Genomic DNA, 21675 nt, shown 5'->3' on the forward strand with positions numbered 1-21675 from the left:
CGGCGTGCCGTTCGACCCAGGGGTGAGAGGGTCGAGAGACGGCCCGACGGCAAGGAGAACCGAGATGGCCAAGTACATGCTGATCATGCGCGCGACCGACGAGTCCCTCGCGAAGATGATGGACACGCCCTTCGAGCAGATGCTGGAGACGGTCGGCCGCTTCAACGAGGAGCTGATCCGGGCGGGCGTGCTGGTCGCCGCCGAGGGTCTGGAGGACCCGGCCCAGGGCGTGGTGGTCGACTTCAGCGGCGAGACCCCGGTGGTCACCGACGGCCCGTACGGCGAGACGAAGGAGCTGTTCGGCGGCTTCTACGTGATCGACGTGGCCACCAAGGAGGAGGCGGTCGAGTGGGCCAAGCGGCTGCCCGCGATGGACGGATCGAAGTGTGAGATCCGCCGGGTGCCGAGCATCGACGAGTTCCCGCAGGACAACGAGTGGATCGTCAAGGAGCGGGCGTGGCGCGAGCGGACCGGCCAGCTCTGATGACCTCCGACGTCGACGGCCCGCCGGTCACCGAGCCGGCACGGCGGGCCGTCGAGGCCGTCTGGCGCATCGAGTCCGCCCGGATCGTCGGCGCGCTGGCCCGGTACACCGGCGACTTCGCGCTCGCCGAGGACGTGGCGCAGGAGGCGGTCGCCGAGGCGCTCGTCGCGTGGTCGCGTGACGGGTCGCCCCGCGATCCGGTGGGCTGGCTGCTGGCGTCCGCCCGGCGACGGGCCATCGACGCCTTCCGCCGCCGCTCGGCCCGCGACGAGCGGTACGCCGCGCTCGCCCGCCGCCTCGGCGAGGGCGGGACCAGCTCGGGCCTGAACACCCCGGCGCAGGACCCGGGCGACCTGCCCTGGGACCCGGACCGGGTCGACGACGACGTGCTCGCGCTGATCTTCATCGCCTGCCATCCGGTGCTGTCGCCGGAGGCGCGGGTGGCGCTCACGCTGCGCGCGGTCGGTGGTCTGTCCAGCGAGGAGATCGCGCGGGCGTTCCTGGTGCCGGTGCCGACGGTCCAGGCACGGATCACCCGGGCGAAGAAGACGATCGCCGCCGCGGCGGTGCCGTTCGAGCTGCCGCCCGCCGAGCAGCGGCGCGAGCGGCTCGGCAGCGTCCTGAGCGTGCTCTACGTGATCTTCACGGAGGGCTCGACGGCGACGGCGGGCGACAGCCTGCTGCGGCGCGATCTGGCGTACGAGGCGATCCGGCTCGCCCGCACGCTGACCGCGCTGCTGCCCGCCGAGCCGGAGGCGTCCGGGCTGCTCGCCCTGTGCGAGCTGACGGCCGCGCGGTTCCCGGCCCGGACCGGGTCCGACGGGGAGCCGGTGCTCCTGGAGGACCAGGACCGGCGCCTGTGGGACCGGTCGGCGATCCGCCGCGGCCTGGCCGCGCTCGGGAAGGCGTCGGCCGTCGGGCGCGGCCTCGGGCCCTACGGGCTGCAGGCGGCGATCGCCGCGTGCCACGCGTCCGCGCCGTCGGTCGCGCAGACCGACTGGGAACGCATCGTGCTGCTGTACGAGGCGCTGGGCCGGGTGGCACCCTCGCCCGTGGTCGAGCTGAACCGGGCCGTCGCCGTCGCGATGGCGAGCGGCCCCGGGCCGGCGCTGGCCATCGTGGACGAGCTGGTCGCCACCGACCGCCTGCCCGGGTCGCACCTGGTGCCCACCGTGCGCGGCGAGCTGCTCGCCCGGCTCGGCCGCACCGCCGAGGCACGTGCCGAGCTGGAACTCGCCGCCCGCCTGTGCGCCAACCTCCGCGAACGCTCCGTCCTCCTCCGCAAGGCCGCCGCACTCGCCTGACGGGCTCTCCCGGCACGCCCCCGGCCAACGTCCATGACGAGCGCAAGGTCCCTGGGATCTGGTGGCTCAGCAGCCGGTACGCGTGCTCGCCGACGCACCTGACGACCGAGGACGCGAACACGTCCGTCCGCTTCGAACGGATCTGACTACCCGCCCGAACCCGGCGTGGCCAGCGTGTTCCGGACGAGGGCGCCATCCTTCATGATCACGGCGAGGTTCGCCGGGTCGGCGAGCACCGCCAGGTCCGCCAGTGGATCACCGTCCACGAGCAGCAGGTCCGCGTACGCGCCCGGCCGCACCACGCCCAGCGGCGCCGGATACGGGTCGCGCGGGCCGGACAGGGCCAGCAGCGCCGCGTTCTCGCTGGTCGCCATGCGCAGCGCCGCGGCCGGGGTGAACCAGCGGGCCAGCTTCGCCAGCTGCGCACCCTGCCGGCCCGCCAGCCGGGCGTCGAACAGGGTGTCGGTGCCCCAGGCCAGCCGCACCCCATGCTTGCGGGCCAGCGCGTACGCCGCCTCGGTGCCGTCGGTGATCAGCCGCTGCTTGGCCCGGCCCTCCGGGGTCGGGATCGGGATGGCGTCCTCGTCGTCGAGGAACGGCTGCAGCGACCACCACACGTCCCGCTCGGCCAGCAGCGCCGCGGTCTCGTCGTCGAGCAGGTGCCCGTGCTCGACGCAGCGCACCCCGGCCCGGACCGCCTGCCGCACCGACGCCGGGGTGTACGCGTGCACCATCACGTAGGTGCCCCAGTGCCCGGCCGCCTCCACCGCGGCCGCCAGCTCGGCGAACGTGTACTGGGTGACGTCGATCGGGTCGTACGACGACGCGACGCCGCCCCCGGCCATCACCTTGATCTGGCTCGCGCCCCGCATGAGCTGCTCGCGGGTGGCGCGCAGGACCGCGTCGACCCCGTCGGCGATCACCGAGGTGCCGGTGCGCTCCACCATGCTCAGCGGCGCACCGGGCTCGCGGGGCAGCTCCAGCAGCGACCGGAAGTCGCCGTGCCCCGCGGTCTGGCTGATGAACGCGCCACTGGGGTAGATACGCGGTCCGGCGACGATGCCCTCGTCGACGGCGCGTTTCAGCGCGAACACCGGCCCGCCCGCGTCGCGCACCGTGGTGAACCCGCGCAGCAGGGTCCGCTCGGCCTCCTTCGCGGCGATCAGGTGCAGGTAGCCGGGATCGGACGTGGCCAGCACCGGCAGGGATACGGCGGCCATCATGGCGTGCCAGTGCGCGTCGATCAGTCCGGGCATCAGCACCCGGCCGCCGCCGTCGAGCACGGTGCCCTCGGCGGGGTGGTCGCCGACCCCGGTGATGAGGTTGCCGGTGACCGTGACCGTCGTCGGCGCCGTGAGCGCGTCGGCGACACCGTCGAAGACGCGGACGTTCACGATCGATGTCTGCTGCTCACCGGCCATGAACCGATTGTCCCGTGCCGACCGTGCGACTTCTGCCGAATGTCGCGCTCCGGCTACGGCAGCTCGGGCAGGCCGTGCTCGTTCAGCGGCCAGAACGGGTTGTACGCCACCTCCCAGGCGTGCCCGTCCGGGTCGGCGAAGTATCCCGAGTGCCCGCCCCACTCCGCCTTTCGAGCGGCCTTGAGCAGCGTCGCTCCGGCCGCGACCGCGGCGGCGAGCGCCTCGTCCACCTCGGACTCCGAGCCGAGGTTGATCGCGCAGGTGACGCCGCGGAAGCCGGTCACCTCGGCCGCGGGTAGCAACGCGTCGGCGGCCAGCTCGGCGGTGGGGTAGAGGGCCAGCAGCGCGCCGCCGGTGCGGAAGAAGCTGATCTCGGCCGACGAGCGGCCGGACAGCGGCCAGCCGAGCGCCTGGTAGAACGCCGTCGAGCGGGTGAGGTCGGAGACGCCGAGCGTCACGATGGACAGGCGCGCGGGAACGGTCACGAGGACGAAGTATGGCAGCACGGCACCGCCCGCACCGTCCCCGCAAGGCCGGCCGCGGCGGTGCCGTGCGGGGTCAGCGCTGGATCTGGCGGGTGATGGTGGGGTCGGTGATGGCGCTGTCACGGGCCAGCAGCATGGCCTTGCTGAGGATCACGGCGAGCACGCGGTCGCCCTCGAAGGGCAGGAACACCCCGCCGGTGCCGGCCGCGGCGCTCTGGCTCGCCACGATGCACAGGTACTGGTCGTTCGGGCTCATCAGGATGTTGCCCGAGCCGAGGTGGATGCGGTAGGTGCGCAGGTCACCGCGTACCACGAGGAAACGGTCCTCGACGGTGGCCCGGTCGGCGATCGCGAGCCGGGGCACCAGCCGCCGCAGCAGGTCGCGGCGGGTCTGCGCGGTCGCGGTCAGCTCGCCGAAGCTGTAGGACGTCCAGTAGTCGAGGAACCGGCCCTCCGGCCCGCCGTCCTGCCATGTCGGGTCGTTGCCGACGCTGGCCACGCCGACGAACAGGTCCACGTCGCGCATCACCTCGCTGAACGCCAGCGGCGGGACCTGGTCGAGCGGTATCCCGTCCGCGGGCCGGTCGCGCCACGAGCGGTGGTAGCCGCCGCCACCCGCGTGCGCGGAGTGCCCGGGCGCATCGAGGGCGTAGAAGCGCACCTGGTCGGTCGCCAGGTGCAGGTACGCGCCGCTGTCGGTGGTGTCGGCGCCGTACTCGTGCCCGGCGCCCTCGACCCAGAACTCGGCCCGCAGCCCCCACTCGGGCAGTTCCCGGGTCGCGGGCGGGTACTCGTCGTCGACCATCAGCCGCAGCCGGTTGCGCCAGCCGCGGGCGGCGGCGAGGGCGTGGAACTGGTGCTGGCGCAGCACGTGCGCGGCGTACCGGTTGGAGTAGGTGCGGGTGTTCTCCTCGGCCGCGGTCAGCAGGTAGACCTCGCGGTGCGCCTGCTTGAACGGCTGCACGACCTGGTCGCGTTCCAGCCGCTCGCGCCACGCCAGCACCTCGTCGACCGGGCGGCCGATGGGATGCCACAACCGCACCGTCGCGTCGGGCTCCGGCTCGGCGACCGTGCCGTCCAGGGTGGTGAGCCCAGCCGCCGACCAGGCGACCGCCTGCTGCTCCCCGATGACCCAGATCAGCCGCCGGGCGAGGGTGCCGAGCAGCGGGTGGTCCAGGTAGCGGGCGCGCCAGGCCGGGTAGGCCCAACTGCGCCGGGCCAGGAACTGGCGGTCCAGCCGCTCGGCCTGCGCGGCGAGCATCTGCTCGATGTCCTTGCCGGCCGCCTTCAGCTCGCGCAGCTGCTCGGCGTGGTCACGGCGCACCGCCGCGGGCGCCGACTTCACGACCCGGCCTGCGGCGGTGTGCCAGCTCGTGTGGACGCCGCCGGCGCCGACCACGGTCTCCGCGCGGACCTCACCGAAGTGGTCCACGCGGCGCCCGACCTCGGTCAGCCCGTACGCGGGCACGGCCAGCTCCTCGACCTCCGCCCGGCTCAGCCCGAGGGCCTGCGCCCGGGTGTCCAGGGCGGTGTTGAGCTCCTTCAGCGTGCCCTTGTAGGTGACCCGGGCCGCCAGCCGGGCGATCTGCGCGAGCGCCTCGTCGGACTCGAGGCGCGCCAGCGTGTGCACGGCCGTGTTGGCGATCTTCGGCGAGCGCGGGCCGACCCCGGCGGCCTTGCGCAGCGACGTCTCGACCACCGCGCCGAGCAGCCGGGCCGTCTCCGGCCGGGGCGGCAGCAGGCCCGCCAGCCAGATCAGGCCGCGCAGCGTGGTGGCGTTGACCGGGTCGTAGAGCTCGTTGACGTCGCCGTCGTAGTGGCGGCGCACCAGCGGCCGGGTCCTGGACCGCCCGACCAGGGTGAGCCAGCCGCCCAGCACGTCAGCGGCCTTGTCCGCGCCGACGGTGTCCAGCAGCGCCCGGCCGCGCTTCTCGAACGCCTTCGTGATCTTCGTCGGGGTGGCGGTCGCGGCGTGCGCCACCAGGTCGTGCCAGGGCTGCCCCAGCTCGGCGACGTCGGCCAGCACCCGGTCCGCCCAGGCCTCGCCCAGATTGAGCAGCGGCGGCGCCGGCACCTTGGCGAGCAGCGCGGCGAAGACCTTCGTGTGGTAGGTGCCGGCGACGGTCCGGCGCAGCGTCGCCAGGAAGTCGGCGGGCAGCGGCCGCCCCCGGTCCAGCAGGTCCCAGGCGGTGCCGATCAGGTCCGGGTCGTGGCAGGTCCAGCGCTGCCCGGCCACGTCCAGCACCAGGGCCAGCTCCTCGGCCCGGTCCGGCAGGGACAGCCCGTGCGCCAGCCACTCGGCCAGCTCGTACAGGTGGTCGGCGGACGCGGCGGTGCGCGCCGTGCGGGCCCGGTCGAGCAGCAGCCGGAGCAGCGCCGCCCGCCGTCGTCCGGGCGATGCGGACAGCACGTCACGGACCGACGGCTCGCCGAATCCCCACGCCCCGCGGGTCTGCTCGCCGAGCGCCACCAGCAGGTCCACGACGGCCTCGGCACCGTCGGTCGCGAGGAGCGTTTGCAGTTCCGCGATCCGCGCCGGGAACTGCGCCGTCGGTGCCATCAGCCACCCACCAGCGGGACGAGCTTGAGGAAGGTGATCTCCGTGCCGCGTCCTAGCTGGAGTTCGGTGTCCAGCTCCTCGACCTGCCGGTCGTCGACGAGCACCACGAAGCCGTTGCGCGAGAACGCCTCGACGGCCCGCGCGAACTGCTGCTCGGCGTCGACCCGGCGGTGTGCCTTCATCCGTAGGCCGTTGAGCGTCCGCTCGGTGTCACCGGGCTGCACCAGGCCGTGGAACACCTCGGCACCGGCCGCGTTGTGCTCGGCCACCTCCTGGAACACCCGGCGCCTGATGATCTCGCGCAGGGACATCCGTTCCTCGAAGATCTCCAGATGCCATGCGGTGCCGCGTTCGCCCGCGGTCGTCTCGTCGACAATGGTCAGCGTCGCCATGGCCGCGGAGTCTAGAGAGGCGGACCGACACCGTCCCGCCCTGTCGTGATCGAAGCTCCTTTCCCGCTGGTGGAACGGCGGGAAAGGAGCTTCGATCAGCAGGAGGCGGGTGTCACGCCTTCGCGAGGCCGCGTTCGATGGCCGCGATGATCTGCGGGCGCAGCTCCTCCGGCCGGACGATGGCGTCCACCGAGCCGACCTGCACGGCCCGCTGGATGCTGTGCACGCCGTCGAACTCGGCGGCCACCTCGCTGAGCTTCTCCGCCCGGACCGTGGCCCGCACGTCGAGCAGCTGCGCGGCCAGCGCCGCCCGCTCGCCGCCGGTCGCGGTGGCGACCCGCGCCTGCAGGTCGGCCACGCGCGGGTCCTTGGCGGTGCGCGCGTCGACGTCGGCGGAGAACACCACCGCGGCGGCGGGCGCGCCGCCGAGCACCGAGGCGAACGAGCCCTCCACGGCCAGCACGGTCATGTTCGGGTTGAGCGCCTTGGAGAACACCACGAACGCGCCGCCGTGGTAGCGCGAGATCACGCAGAACACGATCGGGCCCCGGAAGTTCACGATCGCCCGGCCGATCTCGGCGCCGTACTCCAGCTGCAGCTTGCGCATCGACTCCGGGGAGCCGTCGAAGCCGGACAGGTTGGCCAGCACGACCAGGGGCCGGTTGCCGCTGGCGGCGTTGATGGCCCGCGCGGCCTTCTTCGACGACTGCGGGAACAGGGTGCCCGCGGTGTACGTGTCGGGGCCGTCGGTGGGCGGGAACCCGTGCCGCGGCACCGAGCGGGACTCGATGCCGAGCAGGGTCACCGGGATGCCGCCCAGGTGCACGTCCTGCACGACCGCGGTGTCGGCGTCTGCCATGCCCGCCCAGCGCTCCAGCACCCGGTGGTCCTGGTCGACGAGCGCGCGCATCACGGTCCGGATGTCGAACGGCTTCTTGCGGTCGGGGTTGTGCTCCCGGGAGAAGATCTGCCCGACGGTGGTGAAGTCGCTGTCGGGCGCCGAGTGCGGGAAGCCGGAGATGTCGCGGTCGGCCGGGTCGCCGGTGGCGGCGCGGCGCGGCCCGGACTCGCCGGGGGCGATGTACGCGTGGTCGTGGTGGGCCATCAGCACGTCCTGGGCGGCCCGCAGGTCGGGCGCCCAGTACTGGGCCTGGCCGTTGGGGCCCATGACGCGGTCGTAGCCGCCGATGCCGTAGTTGTCCTCGGCCGACACGCCGCCGGAGAAGTCCAGGGACTGCTTGCCGGTGAGCACCATCGCCGAGTCCGGCGTCATCACCAGGATGCCCTTGGTGTGCATGAGCATGGTGGCCTCGGCGTTCCAGTAGGGCTGGGCGCCGACGGTGATCCCGGCGATCACGATGTTGATCTCGCCGCCGTCCTGGGTGAACTCCACGATCCGCTTGAGCGCAGCGGCCACCCAGTCCATGTTCTCGGTGCCGGAGCTCATCGAGATCCGCGCGCCGGCCGACAGGGCGTACCAGTCGACGGGCACCTGCATGCGCTCGGCCAGGTCGAGTGCGGCGATGACCCGCGCGCACTCGGGCTCGGCGAGCGCGCCCAGCGCCTTGGTCGGGTCGCCGAGCAGGACCACGCGGGTGACGCCCTCGGGGTAGCGGTCGGTCGGCGTGCTGACCACACCGGCGACGATGCCCGCCTTGTTACGCCCCTTGGGCCGCTCGACCGGGGCGAGCGCGCCCTGGTCGTCCAGGTCGTACTCGGTGAAGGTGCCGTCCTTGCCGGCGAGCAGGTTGGTCAGCTCGTACGGGTACGTCGTGCCGCGCCGGCGCGCCGACAGCACCTTCTGCCGGTAGTCGTCGATCGGCTGGATCAGCTTGGTCGTCGGCGCGGTGACCGACATCCGCATGCCGGCGTCGAAGGAGACCTCGACCGCGACGTCGGCCATCTCACCGGTCGCCGCGTCCCGCTGGCGGCCGAGCACCAGCACCTTCTCCAGGCCCGCACCGGCGGTGCGCGGCAGCACGCGCTGGATGACGCCGTGCAGATCCTCCATGGTCAGCTCACTGGACGGCCAGACGTAGAGGGTGATCCGGTTGGTGTCCAGGCGCTTGCGCGCCGGGCGCTGCGCCTGCACGCGGCGGATCGCGTCGAGGCAACCGTCGAGCATGCCCTCCAGCGCGGGCAGGGCGATGACCCGGCCCTCGGCGTCGCGCAGCGGCGTCAGGTCGCGGACCTGGCCCATCGCGGCCAGCCGCTCGTCGGCCGGGTTGCTCGGCGCGACGCAGCGGAAGACGTAGACCTCCTCGTCCGCCGACGGCAGCCGGGTCAGGTCGAAGTTCGCCAGGCGCGGCAGCTGCAGACGCTGGGCGATCATCGGGTGCAGGCCGCGGATCACCCGGTCCTCGCCCTCGCCGGGGCGGAACGTGAAGTGGTGGTGCATCGCGGTGCCGGTCGGCCCGGCGACCGACATCGTCACCCGCTGGAGCACGTCCAGCAGCCCGGCGCGGTCGAGCACCTCGCGCAGGGTGGTGGCCATCGTGTCGGTGTCGGGCTGCCCGGCCCAGGTGAGGTACACGTCGGCGACCGAGCCGTTGGCGACCAGCCCGGCGATCTTGCCCAGGGCCGCGGGCAGCTCGGCGAAGTCGGCCGCCGTCGCGATCAGGCGGAACCGCTCGTCGTCGCGGTCGTACTCGGTGGTGAAGAAGGTGTGGCCGTCGACCTCCACGCAGCGGGAGTCGCCGGCGCCGCGGCTGCCGTAGTACCGGCGGCTGAGCACCTCCAGCAGCGGCCCCGGGTCGGCGCCCGGCCGGCCGATCCGCTGGCCGAGCAGCCGGACCAGCGGCTCGGGCGAGGCGACCATCTTCGCGATCCGCTCGGCGCGATCGGCGGCGGCCGGGTCGCGGTCGAGGTGGCGCAGGTGCTCGCGGACCTCGTTGTAGACCTCGGCGCGCTTGCGGCGCAGCATCGGCTGGGCGGCCCAGCGGAACACCACGCTGCGGGCGAGGTCGCTGACGACCGGGAAACGGACCTGGGTCGCCGAGATCAGGTGCTCCAGCGCCTGGCTGACCAGCTCGCGCTGCCCGTCGCCGGGCATCGGGTCGGTCAGCCACTGCCGCAGCAGGGCGACGATGACCGCGACGTCGGCGGAGGCCCGCTGCTGCGCGAGGAAGATCCGGAAGACCGCCTCCTCCAGCGCGGGCGTGCGGTCGAAGCCGTCGATGCCGTAGTGGGCCAGCACCCGCCCGAGCCGCTGCCGGAAGGTGTCGGACAGGCCGCTGCGGTCGACGTCGAGGCTCTGCAGGTACGTGTGGAAGTACTCGCGCGGGCTGTGCACGCGGGTGTCGGCCCGGGTCTCCTCGCCGGCGGGCCGGTTGCGGCTCAGCTCGGACAGGTCGGCGAAGACCTGCAGCAGCCCGACCTCGGCCTCGATCGGGCGGCGGCCCGACTCGGCCCGGCCGGCCAGGTACGCCGAGAGCGCGCGGCGCTCGTCGCGGGGGTCGACGTCGTAGCCGAGCAGCAGGCTGCGCAGGTCGGCGATGCCGCGCGCGACGCGGGCCTCGGCGGACAGGCCGGCCGGCTCGTGCGGCAGCTCCAGGTCGACGGTCGCGGTCTCGGCGGCCTCGGCGCCGTCGCCGTCGCCGAGCGGCTCCAGGCGCAGCATCGGCGCGCCGGTCTCGACCTGGCTGCCGACGGTGACCAGGCATTCGCGCACCCGGGACTTGACCGGCGCGCGCAGCACCGTCTCCATCTTCATGCTCTCCAGGACGAGCACGGGCGCGCCCGCCTCGACCTCGGCGCCGACCTCGATCGGGACGGCGACGACCAGCGCCGGGGCGGGGGAGCGCAGCACGCCGCCCTCGTCGCGGCTGACCCGGTGGGTGACCCCGTCCACCTCGACCAGGTGGATCGGCCCGTGGGTGTCGGTGACCAGCCGGAAGCGGCGGCCGTTGACCACGATCCGGCCGGTGTGCTCGTCGAACCGCTCCAGCTCGACGTCCACGGTGGACTCTTCGCCGATGCCGACCCGGAACCGGTGCGGCCCGATCTGCGCGACGGTCACCCGGTAGCCGGCGCCGCGCAGCTTGAGGTCGATCGGCCGGCCGCTCTTGTGCTGGACCTGCGGGCGGCCGCCGTGCGCGGTGGACAGCAGCCGCTGCTGCTCGACCATCGCCTCGTCCTCGTACGCCTCGATCGCGGCGGCGGCCAGGGCGATGCCGGAGTGCCTGGTGGAGAACAGGCGGCCCTCGGCGCGGACGCGGTCGATCCAGCCGGTGTCGGCGCTGCCGTCGATGACCTCGGGCTGGTCGAGCAGGTCGAGCAGGAAGCTCTTGTTGGTCGCGCCGCCCTCGATGATGACCGTGGTCTCGGAGACCGCGCGGCGCAGCCGGCCGAGCGCCTCCTCGCGGGTGCGGCCGTACGCGATGATCTTGGCGATCATCGAGTCGAAGTCGGCGGGGATCACGTCGCCCTCGGCGACGCCGGTGTCGACCCGGACGCCGGGGCCGGCGGGCAGCGTCAGCCGCACGATCCGGCCGGGCGAGGGCGCGAAATCGCGGTCGGGGTCCTCGGCGTTGAGCCGGGCCTCCACGGCGTGGCCGATCTCGGTGGGGACCCGGTCGCCGAGCCGGCCGCCCGCGGCGACGTGGATCTGTGCCTTGACCAGGTCGAAGTCGGTGACGGCCTCGGTGATCGGGTGCTCGACCTGCAGCCGGGTGTTGACCTCCAGGAAGGCGAACAGCTTCTCGCCGGGGTGGTAGAGGAACTCGACGGTGCCCGCGCCCTTGTAGCCCACGGCCAGCGCGAGCCGCTCGGCCGCCGCCTTGACCTCGGCGATCTGCTCGGGGGCGAGCACCGGCGAGGCGGACTCCTCGATGACCTTCTGGTTGCGCCGCTGCACCGAGCAGTCGCGCACGCCCAGCGCCCACGCGGTGCCCTGGCCGTCGGCGATCACCTGGACCTCGACGTGGCGCGCGCCGGTGACCAGGCGCTCCAGGAACACGATGCCGCTGCCGAAGGCGCGCTTGGCCTCCAGGCTGGTGCGGTCGTACGCGTCGGTGAGCTCCTCGTCGCTGCGCACGACCCGGATGCCGCGCCCGCCGCCGCCGGCGGTGGCCTTGAGCATCAGCGGGTAGCCGATCTGCGCGGCGGCGGCCTTGGCGGCGTCGAGGCTCTCGACCGCGCCGCGGCTCCACGGTGCGACCGGGACGCCGACCTCCTCGGCGATCAGCTTCGAGCCGATCTTGTCGCCGAGCTTGAGCATCGCCTCGGCGCTCGGGCCGATGAAGGTGACGCCGATCTTCTCGCAGAGCTCGGCGAACGTCGGGTCCTCGGCGACGAAGCCCCAGCCCACCCAGGCCGCGTCCGCGTGCGTCTCGACCAGGGCGCGCTCCAGCACGGCGTGGTCGAGGTACGGGCGGGCCGAGGCGGGGCCGAGGCAGTAGGCGTCGTCGGCCTCGCGGACGAAGGAGGCGGTGCGCTCCGCTTCGGTGTACAGCGCGATGGTCTCGATCGGTGGGGAGCCGGCCTCGGCGTTGATCTCGCGGACGGCGTGGATGAGCCGCATGGCGGCCTCACCGCGGTTGACGATGGCGATACGACTGAACACCGAGCAAGCCTCCCAGGAACCGAACCGGGACCCCTTCAGGGGCGGGGTCCCGTAACCAACCTTCGCACTTACTGGCCGGTAGGAAACCGTTGGTCGTATCAGTAGACGACAGCGAAATTTGTAGGTTCCCACCAAAACTCGATGATGTTCAAACGAACAATCATGACCAAATCAGGACAAGATCTGGCGGCCGGAGACCGGTGGGTTCCGCCCTACCATCATCGCGCACGCTACGTTGCGTGACGAGCGGGCCCGCCCGGCCGCAGCCGCGCCCGCAGCCCCGAGGGCGCGAGCCGGCCGTGGAACCTCGGCTCGGCCCCCGCGGCGTTCGACGACTCCACGGTGTACGCCTGCGCCAGCCGCGACGTGGCGAGCGTGAGCTGCCGCAGCGCCAGCGCGGCGCCGACGCAGACCCGCGGGCCCGCGCCGAACGGCAGGTACGCCGCGCGCGGCGCGGCCTGCCCGGACAGCCACCGGCCGGGGTCGAACCCGTCCGCCCGCTCCCACCATCGTGGATCGCGCTGGATGAGGTACGGGTTGATCAGCACCTCGTCGCCGGGGTTCAGGGTCCAGCCGCCCAGCGTGGTGGCCGTGCGCGCGGTGCGGGTCATCAGCCACACCGGAGGGTGCAGCCGGAGCACCTCCTTGACCACGGCCTCGGCCAGCGGCAGCCGGGCCGCCGGTGCGCCGCTGCCCGCCTCGTCGCGCAGGTCGCCCGCCAGCCGGGGCCGGGTGGCCAGCTCCCGGACGATGGAGGTCAGCGCGGCCGCGGGGATGCCGTGGCCGCCCATCAGGATGCCGCGCAGCGTCGACATGACCGTCCGGTCGCCCATCGCGGGGTCGGCGGCGAGCAGGAAGCCGAGCAGATCCGCAGGCGTCCGCCCCGGATCGGCGCGCCTGCGCCGCACTATCCCGGTCAGCGTGTCGACGGTGTGCCGGTGCACGCGGAAGAACCGCCGGTGGCGGGGCAGCGGCAGCCAGGCCGGGAGCCGGTAGGACGTGTCGGTGAACGGCTCGGTGATCTCCAGGTTGTCGGCCAGCAGCTCGGGGATGCCGGTGGCGTCGCGGCCGAAGCAGTACCCGGCGATCGCGTGGGCGGCGTACGTGCGCATCATGGGCAGCACGTCGACCTCGCGTTCGGCCGCGAGCCCGGCGAGCGCGTCGAGGAGCGCGACGGTCCGGCCGTCGGCCGCCGCGGCGGCGGCGTGGTTCAGGCCCGGCCACACCGTGCGGCGGGCCGACATCCACGCGTCGGCCTGTGCGGCGGCCCGATCCAGGTCGGGCCGCGTGTCGAACGGGGTCAGCTCGGTCAGGAAGCTGCTGTTGGTGCGGGCCAGCGCGTCGTGGGCGAGCTCGGGATCGGCCACGAAGACCGTGCGCTCGTCGAAGGCGAAGACGTCGCCGTGCTCGCGGTGGGTGCGCCGGAGGAAGCCGATGCGGTCGGTGTCGTAGGCGGGCGTGTTGCCCAGCAGCCAGTGCCCGCGCGGCCCCGGCGGCCGCCGGCACTCGTCGGCCTGTGCCATCAGGTCTCCCCCCGAAAAAGCCACAGGATCCCGGATCGGGATCCTGTCGTCGGTGCTCCGGCGGTCGCCGGTCGCGCTACTGGTCGTAGCCGTAGAACCAGTACGGGTAGCGCCCGCTGACCTGAGACCTGCCCATCAGGCGAGCGGCGACGTGGCGCAGCACGCGTGCCATGGTGACCTCCTATATCCATAGAACTAGATATGAGAATCTATCGTGTCACGCGTCGCTTGCGCATGCAACCATCCGCGGGGTACGGCGAGCGGCGCCCTCCGCACGAGCCGTCGATGACGGCCGGCCGTCACACCAGGGCGTGGCCGAACCGGCGGGCGAGCTCCGCCAGGTCCGGCTCGCCGTACTGCGCGACCATCTCGGTGAACCGGGTCGCCTTGTCCTCGCCGAAGCGGCGGATGCTCGCGGTGTAGGCGGCCGCGGTCAGGAACACCGCGGCGTCGTCTTGCTGCGGAACTTGTCCGCGTACTTGACATCTCCCCCAGCTGAAGCGGGGGACTCGACCCTCGCGGGTTGACCTTTCTGCTTCGCAGCCCGTTGCCGACCTGGGTTACCAGCAAGGAGCGGTGTGCCGCTCATCGGTCTTACACGAGCTCCACAGACCTGACTTCCCGCCAGCCCGGCGGTAGGCCCTGCCAGCTTGGTTCTCGCCGGCCAGGCCGCACCAAATTAGCACACCTGTCCACTCCCGCGACACCGGCGGACGCCGGATTCGCCTTGGCGGCGTACCGGCCTTTCCTTCGGATCTGCCGGTCGGTGGGATCGCGATGCGGTGACCTGGCACGGGTCATCGGATCCTCTCCAGCGGCGACGGCTGCCCGGCGCGGTCGCGCCCTCAGGGGGTCGGATCGGAGCTGACCACGACGGCGTCCGGGGCTGGCTGCCGGCCCTGCAGCAGGTGACGCAGCGCCGTGTTGAGGACCGCCACGATCGGCACGGACACCAGCGCGCCGACGATGCCGGCGATGGCGATGCCCGCGGCGAGGGCGACGATCACCGCGAGGGGGTGGATCGACACCGTCCGCCCCATGATCAGCGGCTGGAGCACGTGCCCTTCGAGCTGCTGCACCGCGATGACCGCGGCCAGCACGATCACCGCCGTGACCGGACCCTGGTCGACGAGCGCGACCAGCACCGCCACCGCGCCGGACACCGTCGCGCCGACGATCGGGATGAACGAGGCCAGGAACACCAGCGCGGCCAGCACGAACGCGAACTCGACCCGGAGCAGGACCAGCGCCAGCCCGATGCCGAGGGCGTCGATGAACGCCACGATGACGGTGGCGCGCACGTACGCGACCAGCGTCAGCCACCCCGCGTCGCCCGCCTCCAGCACCGGCCGCCGCGCGCGCCGCGGCACGGCGATCATCGCCAGCTGCCACAGCCGGCGGCCGTCGCGCAGGAAGAAGAACGTCACGACGATGATGAGCATGGCGGTGACCAGCAGCTGGAGGCTCGCGCCCGCGGTGGCGAACAGGCCGCTGGTGAGGTTCTGCCGGTTGTCGCGCACCCAGGTGCCCGCGGCGTCGAAGGTGACGTCGAGCTGGTGCGTGGACAGGTGCAGCGGCCCGGTGCGCAGCCAGTCACGGATCTGCTGCAGGCCGGCCGAGGCGTTCTCGCCCAGCTCCGGCGCTCCCTCGATGAGCTGGGAGACCAGCAGCGTGAGAAAGCCGACGGTGAGGATCACCCCGCCGAACAGGACGATCGCGGTGGCCAGCGACGGGGGCAGCCGCAGCCGGTGGCGCAGGATCTGCACCATGGGCGACAGCAGCGCCGACAGCAGCAGCGCGATGGCCAGCGGGACGAGCACCTGGGCCAGCCGGCCGGCCAGCGACAGCAGCACCCACGCGACGGCGGCCAGCACGAGCAGGCGCCACCCGGCGGCGGCGGCCAGGCGCAGCCAGTAGGGGACCGCGTGGTCCGGGTCGGCCGGCGCCTCGTCCTCGTGTTCGCCGCCGAAGTCCGGCAGCACGAGCGGCGTGCGGTCGCGGCCCGCGCGCAGCCGCTCCTGGGCGGCCCGCAGGCCGGCCTGCCAGCGGGCTTGGGCGATGGCCTCGGCGGTCGGCGGCGGGGCGGTGTCGGGCGTGGGCATGGCGGGGCTCCCGGATAGGCGGCGCGCGCGGAGGCAGTGATCCCGGTCGAAGGCGCGGGGCCGGCTGCGATGAGCGCCTACCCGCCCGTGCCGTGCGCAAACGCGGACCAGGGCTTCGCCGCCGGACCGGTGCGGACCGGCGGCCGGGTCGCCGCTTCGCGAAAACAGGAGTTACCTGTCGCATCCGGTGGGTATGGTCACGTCCAGCCGCCCGCGACAGGTGCGGCACCGTTCCGACCATCGGGGAGCCCGAGTTGACAGCCGTCGCCGCAGACCGACCGGCACCTTCGCACCAGCAGACGACGCTGGTGTTCAGCACGCCCGTCGAGCCGCAGCCCGAACCGCACGGCCGCGCCGCGACGACCCCTGCCGTCGTCGACCCGTTCGCCGTGCCGGCCGAGGTCGAGGGCGGCGCGGCCGACTGACCTCCGGCATGCCGTCGCGCCCCCGGGCCTGCCCGGGGGGCGCGACGCGTCTGAGGACGTGCCGCCCGACGCCGGCGCCGAGCAGCGCCCACCTGCGGCACAACCCGGTCACAACCTGAGGACAACCCGGTCCGCGTTACCTGGTCTCGCGGCCGGGTCCGCCGGACCGCTCCGGTACACGTGTCGCGGGTTCCCCGGAACGCCGCGGCGGGACGGAGTCCTCATGTCCATCACGCTCAGCCACCTCTCCCGCAGGATCGGCCTGCTCGGCGCGCTGACCGGCGTCGCGCTGGCGGCCGGTCTCGCCGCCAGCGCCCCGGCGCACGCCGCGACCACGCTGCGGGTCGCGACCGTCCAGTGTCTGGAGGAGACGGACGAGGTCGGCGACGACAGCCCGTACTTCCTGGTCTTCGCGGCCAGCCCGACGAACCCCTCCGCCACCGCCTTCGGCAAGTGGGGACCGGGCGGCTGGGACGCCGAGGTCGCCAGCGGCGAGACCTACTACCCGAACGCCGCGATCGCCAGTGGTGTGGGCAGCGGCTGGCTGCTCATCACCGTGATGCTGGAGGAGGACTACGACAACGACCTCAGCGCCGGCGAGATCACCAGCATCGGCAACAACATGTTCAACCAGTACCAGATCTCGTTCTGGAAGGACCAGGCCACGAAGATCTCCGAGCTGCGCAACACGCTGCGGAACACGACCAACCTGTACCTGAGCAACGACGAGCTGGTCGCCACGGCCAGCGGCACCGCGTCGGCGAGCGGGTCGTGGGCGCAGTACGTCGGCGACGGCGGCAACTACCGGGTCCGGTACACGCTGCCCTGATCGGCTTCGGACGGTGCGGCCGGCGGTGACCCTCACGGGGTCGCCGCCGGCCGCCTGCTCGTTCCGCTCCTGACGGCCGGATGGGTCTGTTTCAAAACGCGTGCCGCGCGATGACGTGCCTACGCGATGACGCGGGCGGGTCACCGGGCGGGTTCGCCGACGGGCAGGCGGATGGTGAAGGTCGTCCCGTGGCCGACGTCGCTGGCGACCGAGATCGACCCCTGGTGGTCCAGCACGATCTGCCGGGCGATGGACAGCCCGAGGCCGCTGCCGCCGCTGCCGCGCGTGCGCGCCCGGTCCGCCCGCCAGAACCGGTCGAAGACGTGCTCCCGGTCGGCGGGTGCGATCCCGCTGCCCTGGTCGATCACCCGCAGCAGCACGGCCTGCCCGGCCGGTACGGCCGCCAGGGTGATGGTCGTGCCGGCCGGGGAGTGCCGGACCGCGTTCGTGACGAGGTTGCCCAGCGCCTGCCGCAGCCGGTCCGGGTCGGCTCGGACGACCAGCCCGGGGTCCGCGGTCACGTCGAGTTCGACGCCGGCGGCCGTGGCCGACGGCTGGTGTGCCGTGCGGCAGCTCTCCAGCAGGTCACCGAGGCTCACCGCGGACCGGTGGTAGACGAGCCGGCCCGCCTCGGCCAGCGCGAGGGTCTGCAGGTCGTCGACGATCCGCTGCTGCAGCAGGGTCTCCTCGTGCAGCGAGCGGAACAGCGCCGCGTCGGCGGTGACCAGGCCGTCCTCCAGCGCTTCGAGGTAGGCGCGCAGGTTGGCCAGGGGCGTGCGCAGCTCGTGCGCGACGTCGGCGACCATGCGGCGTTGCTGCTCCTCGCCGTGCTGCACCGAGTCCGCCATGCGGTTGAACGTGACGGCGAGCTGGGCCAGCTCGTCGCCGCCGGCGACGGTGACCCGCTGGTCGAGGGCGCCTTCGCCGAAGCGGCGCGCGGCGAGCGTCAGCCCCCGGATCGGGCGCAGCACATGCCTGCTCAGCAGCAGGGTGCCGAGCAGGATCGGCACGGTGACCACCCCCACCGCCAGCGCGATCGGCGTGGCCGAGATGGCGGCCTCGTGGGAGGCGACGGCCAGCCGCAGCGGCACGGGGCCGATGCCGCTGATCCGGGACAGGAACGCCTCCTGCAGGCAGCCCAGCTCGGACCGGACCGGGTCGGCGCCGGCCGTCGCCGAGCCGGCGGGCGCCGGCGTGGGCGCGGCGGGCGTCGCGCCGGTCAGCGGCCGGCACCGCTCCACCTCGGCGAGGTCGAGCTCGAGCGACTGGGGCGTGCTGGCGATGCCTTCCCGGCACGTGCGGACGATGTCCTTGGGGACGTCGGGGTAGGCGAAGACCGGGACGCCGTCGGCGACGTCGACGGCCTTGGGGTCGAAGCCGTAGCGGGTCAGGCAGGCGGCGAAGCGGGTCTCCTGCCGGTAGAGCTCCATCGAGTTCGTCGCGAGCAGCCTGGTCTTGGCCCCGTAGGAACGGCTCGGCTCGAAGCGGGTCCGGGCGTCGATCGGCGCGCTCAGGTCGGTCATCGGCTCGACCGGCTGCTGGAGCAGCACCGCGGTGTCGACGATGGTCTCCGGCCGATCCTGCACGTCGAGCCGGATCCGGTGGCCGGTCTGCTGCGCCAGCCTCGTCGCCAGGTCGGCGACCCGTTCCCAGGTGCCGTGGTCGCGGCCGTACTGCGTGATCTGCTCGGCGATCCGCCGCATGGTCTGCTCCTGCGCCTGCGCCGACTGGGCGACCTCGCTCTTGGCGAAGGTCAGCGTGACGTAGGTGCTGGCGCCGGTCGCGACCAGCGCGACGAGGGCGACGAGCACGAAGACCCGGACGCGGAACGTCATGCGGCCGCCTGCGGTATCCGGTACCCGCGTCCGTAGACCGTCTGGACGTACCGCGGCTCGGCCGGATCGTCCTCGATCTTGCGGCGCAGGTTCATCACGTGTACGTCGATGGTGCGTTCCAGCACGTCCTGGTCGAAGCCGAAGGCGCGGTCGATGATCTGCGCCCGGGTGAAGGCGCGGCCGGGTTCGGCCGCGAGCACCTCCAGGATGCCGAACTCCTTGGCGGTCAGCACGATCGGGCGGCCGCCGACCGTCACCTCGAAGCGGCCGGGGTCGACCACCAGGTCCCCGACGACGAGCGGGGCCTTGGCCTCGGGGCCCGGCATGCCGGTGCGGCGCAGCAGCGCGCGGACCCGGGCGACGAGCTGGCGAGGGCTGAACGGCTTGGTGATGTAGTCGTCGGCGCCGAGGTCGAGGCCGAGCAGGATGTCGTTCTCGGTGCTGCGCGCGGTGAGCAGGATGATCGGCACGTCGGACTCGGCGCGCAGGATGTGGCACACGTCGAGCCCGTCGACCAGCGGCATCATCACGTCGAGGACCACGAGGTCGGGCCTGCGCGAGCGGGACTGGTCGAGCGCGGCGCGGCCGTCGGCCACCGACAGCACGCTGTGCCCCGCGTTCTCCAGATACATGCGGATGACGTTGGCCTGTTTGGGGTCGTCCTCCGCCACCAGGATCCGAGCCGACACTGCCCACCTCCCCGTTCCGGTACGCAGGGCAGTGTGCCCGCAGGGGTGTGAAGAACCTGTTAAGGGTGCCGCGCCGCCGGCACATCGGCCGCACACGGGATCTTGATCGGTTCTTGACAAGTGGCTCCCTACCGTCCGCTCATTGCCCGCAACGGGGAGAGGACGGCGCGAGAATGTGCGGATTCGTGGTTTTCATCAGCGCAGCAGGCGAGGGCGACGCGTGCGAAGCGGTGGCGGCGGGGCTGCGCCTGATCCGGCACCGCGGTCCGGACGACGCGGCGGTGGCGGCGGTCCAGCCCGGCGTGACCATGGGCTTCCAGCGGCTGGCGATCATCGACGTCGACGGCAGCCGCCAGCCCTTGACCCACGCGGCCCGCTGGGACCTGTGCTTCAACGGCGAGATCTACAACTACCGCGAGCTGCGCGACGAGCTCGTCGACGGGTACGGCGCGGTGTTCACCACCGACGGCGACGCCGAGGTGCTGGCCGCCGCGTTCCACCACTGGGGTCCCGAGGCCGTGCGGCGGCTGCGCGGGATGTTCGCGTACGTGCTGTGGGACCGGCAGGAGCGGCGGCTGCACGCCGGGCGGGACCCGTTCGGCGTCAAGCCGCTCTACTACGCGTCGACGCCGGACGGGCTGTGGCTGGCCAACGAGCGCAAGTCCCTGCCGGTCGGCGGTGGCCTGGACGCCGACGCCCTGGCGCACTACGTGTCGATGCAGTACGCCCCCGAGCCGTACACCTTGGACACCCACGTCCGCCGGGTGCCCGCCGGGTGCGCGCTCACCTACGAGCCCGGCGGGCAGGTCCGGCTGCACCGCCACTTCCAGCCGGACTTCGCCGCCCCGGCCCACGCCGACGAGCGCGTCCTGGCGGGGCAGCTGCGCGACGCGCTGCGCGACAGCGTGCGCGCGCACCTGGTCGCCGACGTCCCGGTCGGGGCGTTCCTGTCCGGCGGGGTCGACTCCAGCGCCGTCGTCGCCCTGGCCGCCGAGGTCAAGCCGGACCTGCAGGTCTTCTCCGCCGGGTTCGACATCGCCGGATACTCCGAACTGGACCTGGCGCAGGAGACCGCCGCAGGGCTGGGGCTGCGGTTCACCCCGACCGTCGTCTCGGCCGCCGACGTGCTGGAGGCGCTGCCGCGCATCGTCTGGCACCTCGACGACCCGCTGGCCGACCCGTCGCTGATCCCGCTGTACTTCCTCGCCCGCACCGCCGCCGAGCACGTGCGCGTGGTGCTGTCCGGGGAGGGTGCCGACGAGCTGTTCGGCGGGTACGAGATCTACCGCGAACCCTTCGCGACCGCACCCGTGCAGCGGCTGCCCCGGCCCGTGCAGGGCGCGCTGCGCCGGGTGTCGGCGGCCATGCCCGACGGGGTGCGCGGCAAGAGCTACCTGGACCGCGCGACCACCCCGCTGGAGCAGCGCTACTACGGCAACGCCCGCATCTTCGACGCCGAGCAGAAGGACCTGTTGCTGCGCGGCCGCCCGGCGGCGCTGCGCACCGACGTCACCGACGAGCTGTACGCCCGCACCGAGCGCCTCGACCCGGTCAGCCGCATGCAGCTCGTCGACCTGCACACCTGGCTGCCCGGCGACATCCTGACCAAGGCCGACCGCATGTCCATGGCGCACTCGCTGGAGCTGCGGGTGCCCTTCCTGGACCGGCACGTGTACGAGGTCGCCGCGCGGGTGCCGGCGGCGCTGCGGGTCTCGCCCGACACCACACAGACCAAGAAGCTGTTGCGCGCGGCGGTGGCCGGGCTGCTGCCCGCGCCGGTCGCCGAGCGGCGCAAGGTCGGGTTCGCCACCCCGGCCCGGGTGTGGCTGCGCGGCGAGATCGGCGACTGGGCGCACGAGCTGCTGTCGCGCTCGGCCGCGGGCGAGCACCTGGATCTGGCGTACGCCCGCAGCCTGCTGGTGGCCCACCAGCGGATGGAGGCCGACAACTCGCGCAAGGTGTGGACCGTGCTGATGTTCTGCCTCTGGCACGCCGTCTTCGTCGAGCGCTCCGTCGATCCGCACGCCGGCGTCGCGTCGCCGCGGTGGGCCGCGCGCAGGTAG

At 73.2% G+C, this 21675-nt stretch carries 15 protein-coding genes; 5 read left to right on the top strand and 10 right to left on the bottom strand.

What is annotated here, in order from left to right; genetic code table 11:
* The first annotated feature begins 64 nt into the window (after positions 1-64).
* Both AB0J67_RS00090 and AB0J67_RS00095 read left to right on the top strand, forming a co-directional pair.
* The gene (locus AB0J67_RS00090; protein WP_363474526.1) at positions 65-484 is read left to right on the top strand and encodes a YciI family protein; all 420 of its coding nucleotides are present in this window, start codon (positions 65-67) and stop codon (positions 482-484) included.
* On the top strand, positions 484-1788 hold the full coding sequence (locus AB0J67_RS00095; RefSeq protein ID WP_363474715.1) for a sigma-70 family RNA polymerase sigma factor: 1305 nt from the start codon (positions 484-486) through the stop codon (positions 1786-1788). The genes AB0J67_RS00090 and AB0J67_RS00095 overlap by 1 nt, the downstream gene beginning before the upstream one ends.
* Before the next feature lie 146 nt (positions 1789-1934).
* On the opposite strand, the gene AB0J67_RS00100 is transcribed toward AB0J67_RS00095, so the two are convergent.
* The 8 genes from AB0J67_RS00100 to AB0J67_RS00135 all read right to left on the bottom strand — a co-directional run bounded on the left by AB0J67_RS00100 (position 1935) and on the right by AB0J67_RS00135 (position 15834).
* On the bottom strand, positions 1935-3209 hold the full coding sequence (locus AB0J67_RS00100) for an amidohydrolase family protein (protein ID WP_363474528.1): 1275 nt from the start codon (positions 3207-3209) through the stop codon (positions 1935-1937).
* A gap of 53 nt (positions 3210-3262) precedes the next feature.
* Positions 3263-3694: a VOC family protein gene (locus tag AB0J67_RS00105; RefSeq protein WP_363474530.1), complete on the bottom strand. Its 432-nt coding sequence runs from the start codon at positions 3692-3694 to the stop codon at positions 3263-3265.
* 73 nt (positions 3695-3767) lie between these two features.
* Positions 3768-6254, bottom strand: a complete 2487-nt coding sequence (locus AB0J67_RS00110) for a DUF4132 domain-containing protein (RefSeq protein WP_363474532.1) — start codon at positions 6252-6254, stop codon at positions 3768-3770.
* Positions 6254-6646: a hypothetical protein gene (locus tag AB0J67_RS00115; RefSeq protein WP_363474534.1), complete on the bottom strand. Its 393-nt coding sequence runs from the start codon at positions 6644-6646 to the stop codon at positions 6254-6256. Before AB0J67_RS00115 ends, AB0J67_RS00110 begins: the two co-directional genes overlap by 1 nt.
* A gap of 112 nt (positions 6647-6758) precedes the next feature.
* The gene (locus AB0J67_RS00120; RefSeq protein ID WP_363474536.1) at positions 6759-12209 is read right to left on the bottom strand and encodes a carboxyl transferase domain-containing protein; all 5451 of its coding nucleotides are present in this window, start codon (positions 12207-12209) and stop codon (positions 6759-6761) included.
* 230 nt (positions 12210-12439) lie between these two features.
* Positions 12440-13732 (bottom strand): cytochrome P450, encoded by a 1293-nt coding sequence (locus tag AB0J67_RS00125; RefSeq protein ID WP_363474538.1) that lies wholly within the window; start codon positions 13730-13732, stop codon positions 12440-12442.
* A 299-nt stretch (positions 13733-14031) separates the two neighbouring features.
* Positions 14032-14175 carry a hypothetical protein gene (locus AB0J67_RS00130; protein WP_363474540.1) on the bottom strand — a complete coding sequence of 48 codons (144 nt, stop codon included), beginning with the start codon at positions 14173-14175 and terminating at the stop codon, positions 14032-14034.
* 402 nt (positions 14176-14577) lie between these two features.
* Positions 14578-15834 (bottom strand): AI-2E family transporter, encoded by a 1257-nt coding sequence (locus tag AB0J67_RS00135; protein ID WP_363474542.1) that lies wholly within the window; start codon positions 15832-15834, stop codon positions 14578-14580.
* Positions 15835-16088: 254 nt separating this feature from the next.
* On the opposite strand from AB0J67_RS00135, the gene AB0J67_RS00140 reads away from it, so the two are divergent.
* A complete protein-coding gene (locus AB0J67_RS00140) occupies positions 16089-16259 on the top strand; it encodes a hypothetical protein (protein WP_363474544.1) in 171 nt (56 codons plus the stop codon).
* Between the two features lie 223 nt (positions 16260-16482).
* A complete protein-coding gene (locus AB0J67_RS00145; RefSeq protein ID WP_363474546.1) occupies positions 16483-17088 on the top strand; it encodes a hypothetical protein in 606 nt (201 codons plus the stop codon).
* Positions 17089-17228: 140 nt separating this feature from the next.
* Here AB0J67_RS00145 and AB0J67_RS00150 read toward each other — a convergent pair whose 3' ends face one another.
* Positions 17229-18923: a HAMP domain-containing sensor histidine kinase gene (locus AB0J67_RS00150; protein ID WP_363474548.1), complete on the bottom strand. Its 1695-nt coding sequence runs from the start codon at positions 18921-18923 to the stop codon at positions 17229-17231.
* Positions 18920-19612 carry a response regulator transcription factor gene (locus tag AB0J67_RS00155; RefSeq protein ID WP_363474550.1) on the bottom strand — a complete coding sequence of 231 codons (693 nt, stop codon included), beginning with the start codon at positions 19610-19612 and terminating at the stop codon, positions 18920-18922. Before AB0J67_RS00155 ends, AB0J67_RS00150 begins: the two co-directional genes overlap by 4 nt.
* Before the next feature lie 185 nt (positions 19613-19797).
* Between AB0J67_RS00155 and asnB the strand changes: the two genes are divergently transcribed.
* On the top strand, positions 19798-21675 hold the full coding sequence (gene asnB / locus AB0J67_RS00160) for an asparagine synthase (glutamine-hydrolyzing) (RefSeq protein ID WP_363474552.1): 1878 nt from the start codon (positions 19798-19800) through the stop codon (positions 21673-21675).

This window comes from Catellatospora sp. NPDC049609 (genome assembly GCF_040675365.1).
GTDB lineage: Bacteria > Actinomycetota > Actinomycetes > Mycobacteriales > Micromonosporaceae > Catellatospora.

Bases quoted from the DNA above. Each gene is read 5' to 3' on its own strand.
- AB0J67_RS00095 (WP_363474715.1), top strand. From the start codon at position 484: ATGACCTCCGACGTCGACGGCCCGCCGGTCACCGAGCCGGCACGGCGG.
- AB0J67_RS00150 (WP_363474548.1), bottom strand. From the start codon at position 18,923: ATGACGTTCCGCGTCCGGGTCTTCGTGCTCGTCGCCCTCGTCGCGCTG.
- AB0J67_RS00125 (WP_363474538.1), bottom strand. From the start codon at position 13,732: ATGGCACAGGCCGACGAGTGCCGGCGGCCGCCGGGGCCGCGCGGGCAC.
- AB0J67_RS00115 (WP_363474534.1), bottom strand. From the start codon at position 6,646: ATGGCGACGCTGACCATTGTCGACGAGACGACCGCGGGCGAACGCGGC.
- AB0J67_RS00135 (WP_363474542.1), bottom strand. From the start codon at position 15,834: ATGCCCACGCCCGACACCGCCCCGCCGCCGACCGCCGAGGCCATCGCC.
- AB0J67_RS00100 (WP_363474528.1), bottom strand. From the start codon at position 3,209: ATGGCCGGTGAGCAGCAGACATCGATCGTGAACGTCCGCGTCTTCGAC.
- AB0J67_RS00145 (WP_363474546.1), top strand. From the start codon at position 16,483: ATGTCCATCACGCTCAGCCACCTCTCCCGCAGGATCGGCCTGCTCGGC.
- AB0J67_RS00090 (WP_363474526.1), top strand. From the start codon at position 65: ATGGCCAAGTACATGCTGATCATGCGCGCGACCGACGAGTCCCTCGCG.
- AB0J67_RS00110 (WP_363474532.1), bottom strand. From the start codon at position 6,254: ATGGCACCGACGGCGCAGTTCCCGGCGCGGATCGCGGAACTGCAAACG.